Annotated in this window: 6 protein-coding genes; 4 read left to right on the forward strand and 2 right to left on the reverse strand. The window is 73.8% G+C overall.

The window, feature by feature from the left end; genetic code table 11:
- Positions 1 to 292: 292 nt before the first annotated feature.
- Both EBO15_RS19700 and EBO15_RS19705 read left to right on the forward strand, forming a co-directional pair.
- The gene (locus tag EBO15_RS19700; RefSeq protein WP_122195878.1) at positions 293 to 1,699 is read left to right on the forward strand and encodes an aldehyde dehydrogenase family protein; all 1,407 of its coding nucleotides are present in this window, start codon (positions 293 to 295) and stop codon (positions 1,697 to 1,699) included.
- A 144-nt stretch (positions 1,700 to 1,843) separates the two neighbouring features.
- A complete protein-coding gene (locus EBO15_RS19705) occupies positions 1,844 to 2,593 on the forward strand; it encodes a hypothetical protein (protein ID WP_122195879.1) in 750 nt (249 codons plus the stop codon).
- 10 nt (positions 2,594 to 2,603) lie between these two features.
- On the opposite strand, the gene EBO15_RS19710 is transcribed toward EBO15_RS19705, so the two are convergent.
- Both EBO15_RS19710 and EBO15_RS19715 read right to left on the reverse strand, forming a co-directional pair.
- Positions 2,604 to 3,629, reverse strand: coding sequence for a HEAT repeat domain-containing protein (locus tag EBO15_RS19710; RefSeq protein ID WP_122195880.1), 1,026 nt, complete (start codon positions 3,627 to 3,629; stop codon positions 2,604 to 2,606).
- A gap of 15 nt (positions 3,630 to 3,644) precedes the next feature.
- The gene (locus tag EBO15_RS19715) at positions 3,645 to 4,304 is read right to left on the reverse strand and encodes a HEAT repeat domain-containing protein (RefSeq protein WP_122195906.1); all 660 of its coding nucleotides are present in this window, start codon (positions 4,302 to 4,304) and stop codon (positions 3,645 to 3,647) included.
- Between the two features lie 403 nt (positions 4,305 to 4,707).
- Here EBO15_RS19715 and EBO15_RS19720 point away from each other — a divergent pair, with 403 nt between their 5' ends.
- Together EBO15_RS19720 and EBO15_RS19725 are read left to right on the forward strand one after the other, a co-directional pair.
- Entirely contained in the window at positions 4,708 to 5,298 is a 591-nt protein-coding gene (locus EBO15_RS19720) for an RNA polymerase sigma factor (RefSeq protein ID WP_122195881.1), read from the forward strand.
- Complete coding sequence (locus EBO15_RS19725) at positions 5,298 to 6,446, forward strand: CU044_5270 family protein (protein ID WP_122195882.1); 1,149 nt, start codon at positions 5,298 to 5,300, stop codon at positions 6,444 to 6,446. The genes EBO15_RS19720 and EBO15_RS19725 overlap by 1 nt, the downstream gene beginning before the upstream one ends.
- The last annotated feature ends 135 nt before the right edge of the window (positions 6,447 to 6,581 follow it).

Consider the following 6,581-nt stretch of genomic DNA (forward strand, 5'->3'; position numbering starts at 1 on the left):
CCGCGTCTGAGGCCCTGCTCGCGCAGCCTAGGCGCCCACCGGACGCAAACCGCCAGCGCTGGCACTTCATCGTCGTCACCGAGCCGCGCCTGCGGGTGGCAGCAGAGGCTCCACCAGCGCCCACTGCTCGTCGGTCAGGTCCGAGGGGTCCTTGGGGTGAATCGTCGACCGTCTGGGCGGTGTGGCGGCTCGAGGTCGGGGGGCCGGGGGTCGGTGCGGTGGACGGGGTGGTGGGGGAACGGGCGCGGGTGAATACTGAACGTCGTTCGGTAGTGCCGAGGTGGGAGGTTCCATGGCCGGGTACACGATGACGATCGGCGGCGAGGGTGTCGCGGCGGCCGGGACGTTCGGGGTGGTGAACCCGGCGACCGGGGAGGTCGCCGAGCAGGCCCCGGACGCGACGAGGGAGCAGCTCGACGCGGCGATGGACGCGGCGGAGGCGGCCCGGGCCGGGTGGCGGGCCGATGAGAAGGCGCGGCGGGAGGCGCTGCGAGCGGCGGCGGACGTCCTGTTCGCCCGGTCCGAGGAGATCGGCCGGGTCATCACGCTCGAGCAGGGCAAGCCGCTCGGCGAGGCGACGATGGAGGCGGTCGGCGCCGGGGTCTGGCTGAAGTACTTCGCCGACCTGGAGGTGCCGCGCGAGGTCATCCAGGACGACGCGTCCGCGTTCGTCGAGGTGGTACGGCGTCCGCTGGGCGTCGTCGCGGCGATCACGCCGTGGAACTTCCCGCTGCTGCTGGCGGCCTGGAAGCTCGGGCCCGCGTTGCTCGCGGGCAACACCGTGGTGCTCAAGCCGTCCCCGTACACGCCGCTGTCCAGCCTGCTGGTCGGTGAGGCGCTGCGGGACGTCCTGCCGCCGGGGGTGCTGAACGTGGTGAGCGGCGGCGACGAGCTCGGCGCGTGGATGACGGCGCACCCGGTCCCGCGCAAGATCAGCTTCACCGGGTCGGTCGCGACGGGGAAGCGGGTCGCGGCGTCCGCGGCGCCCGACCTGAAGCGCGTCACGCTGGAGCTGGGCGGCAACGACCCCGCGATCCTGCTGGACGACGTGGACCCGGCCGCCGTCGCCGACAAGCTCTTCGGCGCGGCGTTCCTGAACAACGGGCAGGTGTGCTCGGCCGTCAAGCGCGTGTACGCGCCGGAGGCGATCTACGACGACGTCGTGGAGGCGCTCGCCGCGCGGGCGCGCGAGGCGAAGGTCGGCGACGGGACGTCCGAGGGCGTGAAGTTCGGGCCGATCAACAACAGGCCGCAGTTCGAGCGGGTGTCGGAGCTGGTCGCGGACGCGATCGCGGGCGGCGCGAAGGCCGCGGCGGGTGGGCGTCCGATGGACCGTCCGGGGTACTTCTTCGAGCCGACGATCCTCTCGGACGCCAAGGACGGCACGCGCATCGTGGACGAGGAGCAGTTCGGCCCCGCGCTGCCCGTCGTCGCCTACCGGGACCTGGACGAGGCCGTGGCCCGCGCGAACGGCACGCACTTCGGCCTGTCCGGTTCGGTCTGGGGCGGTGACGCCGACCGCGCCGCCGAGGTCGCCGGGCGCCTCGAGTGCGGCACGTCCTGGGTCAACACCCACCTCGCGCTCGCGCCGCACCAGCCGTTCGGCGGGTTCAAGTGGAGCGGCGTCGGTGTCGAGAACGGCCCCTGGGGCCTGTACGGCTTCACCGATCTCCAGGTCATCCACCGCGCCCGTTCCTGACCGCGCCCGCGCCCGGTTCCCGCCCGCCCTGGCTTGGGCAAGGGCGGGAACCGAGTCCGGAAAGTGACGTGGCCGCTACTGGCGGCATGGACCCGGGATGGGACACTTTGTGCGGGAGCGGGACAGCACGAGTGGAGGGCCCGGATGAGCACGTGGGACGTGATGCGCCAGGACGATCTGGGGAACGAGTTCCGGGTGGCGGGCTTCGACTCGCGGATCTCGGCGCTCGCCCGGGCCCTGGTGCTGGAGAGCGGCGTCCCGCACAAGCAGCACTACTGGGTCGCGGGTCCGCCGGAGCGGGAGCTGCGCACCAACCGTGAGCTGTACCTGCACTTCCTGCAGCTCGGGCAGGAGGCGCGGTCGGCGTCGTGGTCGCTGTCGGCGTTCCTGCGGGCGTTGTGGAAGGTGAGCGGGCCGCTGCGGGACCGTGGGGGCGTCGAGCCGGACGACGTGGCCGCGATGTTCACGGCCGCCGCGCTGTCGCCGCCTCCGCCGTTCGATCCCACGTGGCGTACCCGGGACCTCGCCCTTTCCGGGGACGAGCCGTCCGATCACGGCGACTGGGAGCGGGTGCTGCTGTCCCAGCTCGCCGACCTGGAGGACTTCGCGGAGGCCCCGCCGGGGCCGCGGGCGCGGTTCGGCGTGGACGCGCCGCGTCCGGCCGGGTCGGGCCGCCGCGCGACCCCGGCGCGCTGGTACAACTTCGATCCGGCGACGTACCTGGAGTGCGCCGTCGCGGGCAGTGTCGGGGGCTGGGACGCCGCCGACGGCGCCCGCGTGCCGCTTCCGGACGCCGTGGGAACCGCCATGCCGCGCTCGTACGTCCGGGACGTCACGGCCATGTCGTGGGCCGACCTGGCCCGCATCGCCGTCTGCGGCCAGATGTACCAGTGAGGCCACGGCCTCAGCGTGAGGCGGGGTCTGATCCGTCCTGGCGCCTGGTGAGGATGTAGGCCGCGGTGAGGGCGACGGCCTGGTCCTCGTCGTGGGTCAGTTCCACGAGGGCGGTTGATGCCGTGTCGCCCGGGATGTCCGCGAGCGCCTCCGTCAGCCGCCGACGCGCGGTCCCGTCGGTGGCGGTGTCGGTGAGGCGGGCCACGAGCCTTCCGGCGATCTGGTCCGCCAGCGCGGGATCGTCCGCCAGCGCGGCCAGCACGTCGGCCGCATCGACGTCGTTGGACTCCCCGACGACCACGTCGACCAGCGCCGGGATCGCGTCGGCCTCCCCCCGCGCGCCGAGCGCCAGGGCCGCGCTCCTGCGGACGGTGGCGTCGGTGCTGGTGAGGGCCTCGTGCAGCAGCGTGGTCGCCGCGTCGTCGGGGATCTCGGCGATGGCCCGGACGGCGCGCCTGCGCACCTCCGCCTCCGGCGAGCCGAGCCCCTCCCCCAGCGGCGCCAGCCCCTCGCCGCCGGAGGTCCGCGCCAGCGCCCAGCGCAGCGCTCCGGCGACGTTCGGGTCCGTCTCGCTCAGGGCCGCTTCGACCAGGGCCTCCACCGGCACGGGTGCGTCCTCGGCCGAGGACAGCGCGGCCCGCTGGCGCTTCCCGGCGTTCTCCGAGCACAGCGCCTGGAGCAGCACAACGGTCTGGAGGACGTCCTCCCAGTCGGAGGGGTCCGAGGCGTCGATCCGGCGCAGCCGGGTGAGCAGCTGCGTCTCCCGCGCGATGCGTTCGCGCGTCCGGCGGATGAGGTCCTCGATGAGGACGGACGGCGTGAAGCCGGGATCGTCCAGCGCCGCGCCGACCTCCCGCAGCGACAGCCCCAGGGATCGCAGGCTCTCGATGTGGAAGATCCGCCGGATGTCGTCGCGGGAGTACTCCCGGTAGCCGCCTTCGGTGCGTCCGGTGGGCCGCAGCAGTCCGAGCGACTCGTAGTGCCGGAGCATCCGGGCGCTGACGCCGGAGCGCCGGGCCACGTCACCGATCAACACCGCCCTGCTCCCCTTCTAACTCTCGGGGCCGAGGGCCACGATGCGCTTCGCCTCCTCGACGGCGGCGTCGTATCCGGCCTTGGGGTCGCGCAGCAGCTTCTCCGTCACGATCGCGTGCTGCCGGACGTCCTGGTCGCGGTGGGTCCGCGCGGCGCGCAGGAGCGGCACGATGACCTCACCGAGCTCGATCAGCGCGCGGCTGAGGCTCAGCCGGACGTCCTTTCCGCCGCGTCCCAGCTGGGTGATCAGCACCTCGGCCAGGTCGGTCTCCCCGCCCTCGGGGACGAGGCCGGCCGCCGTCCGCCAGGCCGCCCGCGCCACCTCGTCGTCGGCGTCGGTCAGCAGGTCCCGGGTGATCGCGGGATAGGCCCGCCGGTCGCCGATCTTGGACAGGGTGTGCAGCGACTGGCTCCGCGCCTGCGCGCGCTCCGAGCCGAGTTCGGCGAGGAGCCGGGGGAACGTCAGGTCCGAGGGGTGGCAGGTGAGCGCCCACGTCAGCATGTCGCGGACGAAGAACTCGGGCTCGACCGCGCTCCGCTCGATGAGCCCGTCGACGAACTCCGGGTCCGGGGCCATGCCGATCGCCATCGCCGCGCGCAGCCGCACCGACGAGTCGCTGTTCTCCAGCGCCCGGAGCGCCCGCGTCACGTTCGTGTCCTCTTCCGCCATGGTCATCCGGACCACCCCCCTCACGATCACCATTGAAGAGGTTGTCACAGTGTCAAGGTCAAACCGGGGCCGCCCCCCGGGGAGGCCCGCCGGTTCCGGGCGGCGGGCCACACCGGCACGCTGGTACCTCTTCGCCCCCGCGGCCTACCTGAAGTGCACCGTCGCGGGCAGCGTCGGAGGCCGGGACGCGGCCGACGGCGCCCGCGTCCCCCTCCCGGACGCCGTGGGAACCGCCGCGCCGCACTCCCGCGTCCGAGACATCGCCGCCATGTCCTGGGCCTACCTCGCCCGCATCGCGGTCCGCGGCCAGATGCACCAGCAGCGCCCTTCCGGAGACGCTTCACGATCGGCGCGAAGAAGATCGGGTCGTCGGCCAACAACAGGGTGACCGCGACCTGAAAGGACGCCGATGACAGCTCCTCCGGAGACCGACGAGGTGACGAGCGACGCCGAGCTCGTCGCGTCGTCCATGCGAGAACCCGAAGGGTTCGCACTGCTGTACGACCGGTACTTCGACGACATCCACCGCTACCTCGCGGCGAGGCTGGGCCGGGAGACCGCCGACGACCTCGCCGCCGAGACGTTCCTCATCGCCTTCCGCCGCCGGGCCGACTTCGACCCGGCGCGCGGCACCGCCGCCCGGCCCTGGCTGTACGGGATCGCCACCAACCTGGTGTCCCAGCACCGGCGTTCCGAGCAGCGGAGGCTGAAGGCGCTGGGCAGGGTCGGCGCGGAGGTCTCCGTGGACGGCCACGAGGAGCGGTCGACCGCTCGGGTCGCCGCCGAGATGCTGCGTCCCGACCTGGTGCGGGCCCTGCGCGGCCTGGCACCGGGCGAACGGGACGTGGTGTTCCTCTCCGCCCTGGGCGGGCTCGGCTACGAGGACATCGCCCAGGCCCTGGGGATCCCGGCCGGAACCGTGGGATCCCGTCTCAACCGCGCCAAGGCGCGACTTCGCCGCGCGCTCGGCGACCGAACCGCACAGAACGAGGAGGCCTGATGGACGAGATGAAGGCGATCGAGCAGATCTTCGCCGAGCCGAAGGCCGACGCGGAGGTCGCGGCGTCCGGCCGCGCCCGGCTCCTGCGACTGGCCGCGGGCGGCGAGCCCCCCGCGACCCGGCGCCCCCTGAGCCGGTGGACGTCCGGACCGCGGACGCGCTGGGTGCTCGGCGCGGGGCTGCTGCCCGTGGCGGCGGCGGGCGTCGCAGCGGTGATGCTGGCCGGTCACGGCTCGGCGCCCGCGTCGTCCTCGTCCGGCGGGCAGGCGCGGCGCATCCTCCTGGCCGCCGCCACGAAGACCATGGCCGCGCCCGCCAACGGCCGCTACTACCGGTTCGTGACCGAGGAGGGGCAGCAGTTGACCGTGGGCTCGAAAGCCCACCCGTACCGCGTCGTGACCAGGACCGTGGACGAGGAGTGGTACGCCATGGCGCCCGGCGAACCCGGCCGGATCCTCCGCCGAGACGAGGGCGCCCGGCCGGTGTCGCCCGCGGACGCCGCCGCGTGGCGCGCCGCGGGCAGCCCGGCGCAGGTCAAGCAGGTCTGCGACGAGAACAAGATCGTCGGGACCCGGGGCGGAAAGCAGCGCCCCGACGGCACCTTCGAGGAGATCCCGATCAGGCAGAAGTGCCTGCGGATCAACATGCGCCCCGTACTCCTGTCCAGCAGCCCCATGATCGGCGGCCCGGGGATGCACGGCCAGCCTCCCGTCGGGCTGGACCTCGCGAAACTGTCGGACGACACCGCCACCCTGCGCCGCCAGCTGCTGGCCTGGACCCGCTCGGGCGGCCTCGACGGACCCGTGGAGGGCGACTCCGCCCAGCTCTGGGCGGCGGCCGACTACCTCATCGCCTCGCCGATCGGCCCGGTCCGCCCGGCGCTGCGCGCGGCCGCCTACCGCGTCCTCGCGGACCTCCCGGACGTCCGGTCGCTGGGCGAGGTCACCGACCAGAGGGGACGCCGCGGCCAGGCGCTCGCCCGGGTCAGCCGCGGTTCGGAGGGCGTCGCCCCGGGCACCAACCGGCTCGTGATCGCCCCGGGGACCGGGGTTCCGCTGGAGATCAGCAGCAACGGCGGTGCCACCGAGTACAGGCTGGTGCTCGAGTGCGGCTACACCAACGAGAGCCCGCCCCCCACCAGGAAGTGAGGACGAGCCCTCGGCTTCGGCACTCCGAAGCCGAGGGCTCGCAGGCGACATCCGGCGATGCGCATGCCGAATCAGAGAGTGTGAATACGGCGGCGGGGGGGGGCCCGGCGGGGCACCCCCCCCCCGGGGAATAAG

Origin of the sequence: Actinomadura harenae (assembly GCF_003696215.1) — a bacterium.
In the GTDB taxonomy this organism is placed as follows: Bacteria; Actinomycetota; Actinomycetes; order Streptosporangiales; family Streptosporangiaceae; genus Spirillospora; species Spirillospora harenae.

Coding starts and splice junctions, on each gene's coding strand:
- EBO15_RS19700 (WP_122195878.1), top strand. CDS start 293: ATGGCCGGGTACACGATGACGATCGGCGGCGAGGGTGTCGCGGCGGCC.
- EBO15_RS19725 (WP_122195882.1), top strand. CDS start 5,298: ATGGACGAGATGAAGGCGATCGAGCAGATCTTCGCCGAGCCGAAGGCC.
- EBO15_RS19705 (WP_122195879.1), top strand. CDS start 1,844: ATGAGCACGTGGGACGTGATGCGCCAGGACGATCTGGGGAACGAGTTC.
- EBO15_RS19720 (WP_122195881.1), top strand. CDS start 4,708: ATGACAGCTCCTCCGGAGACCGACGAGGTGACGAGCGACGCCGAGCTC.
- EBO15_RS19715 (WP_122195906.1), bottom strand. CDS start 4,304: ATGACCATGGCGGAAGAGGACACGAACGTGACGCGGGCGCTCCGGGCG.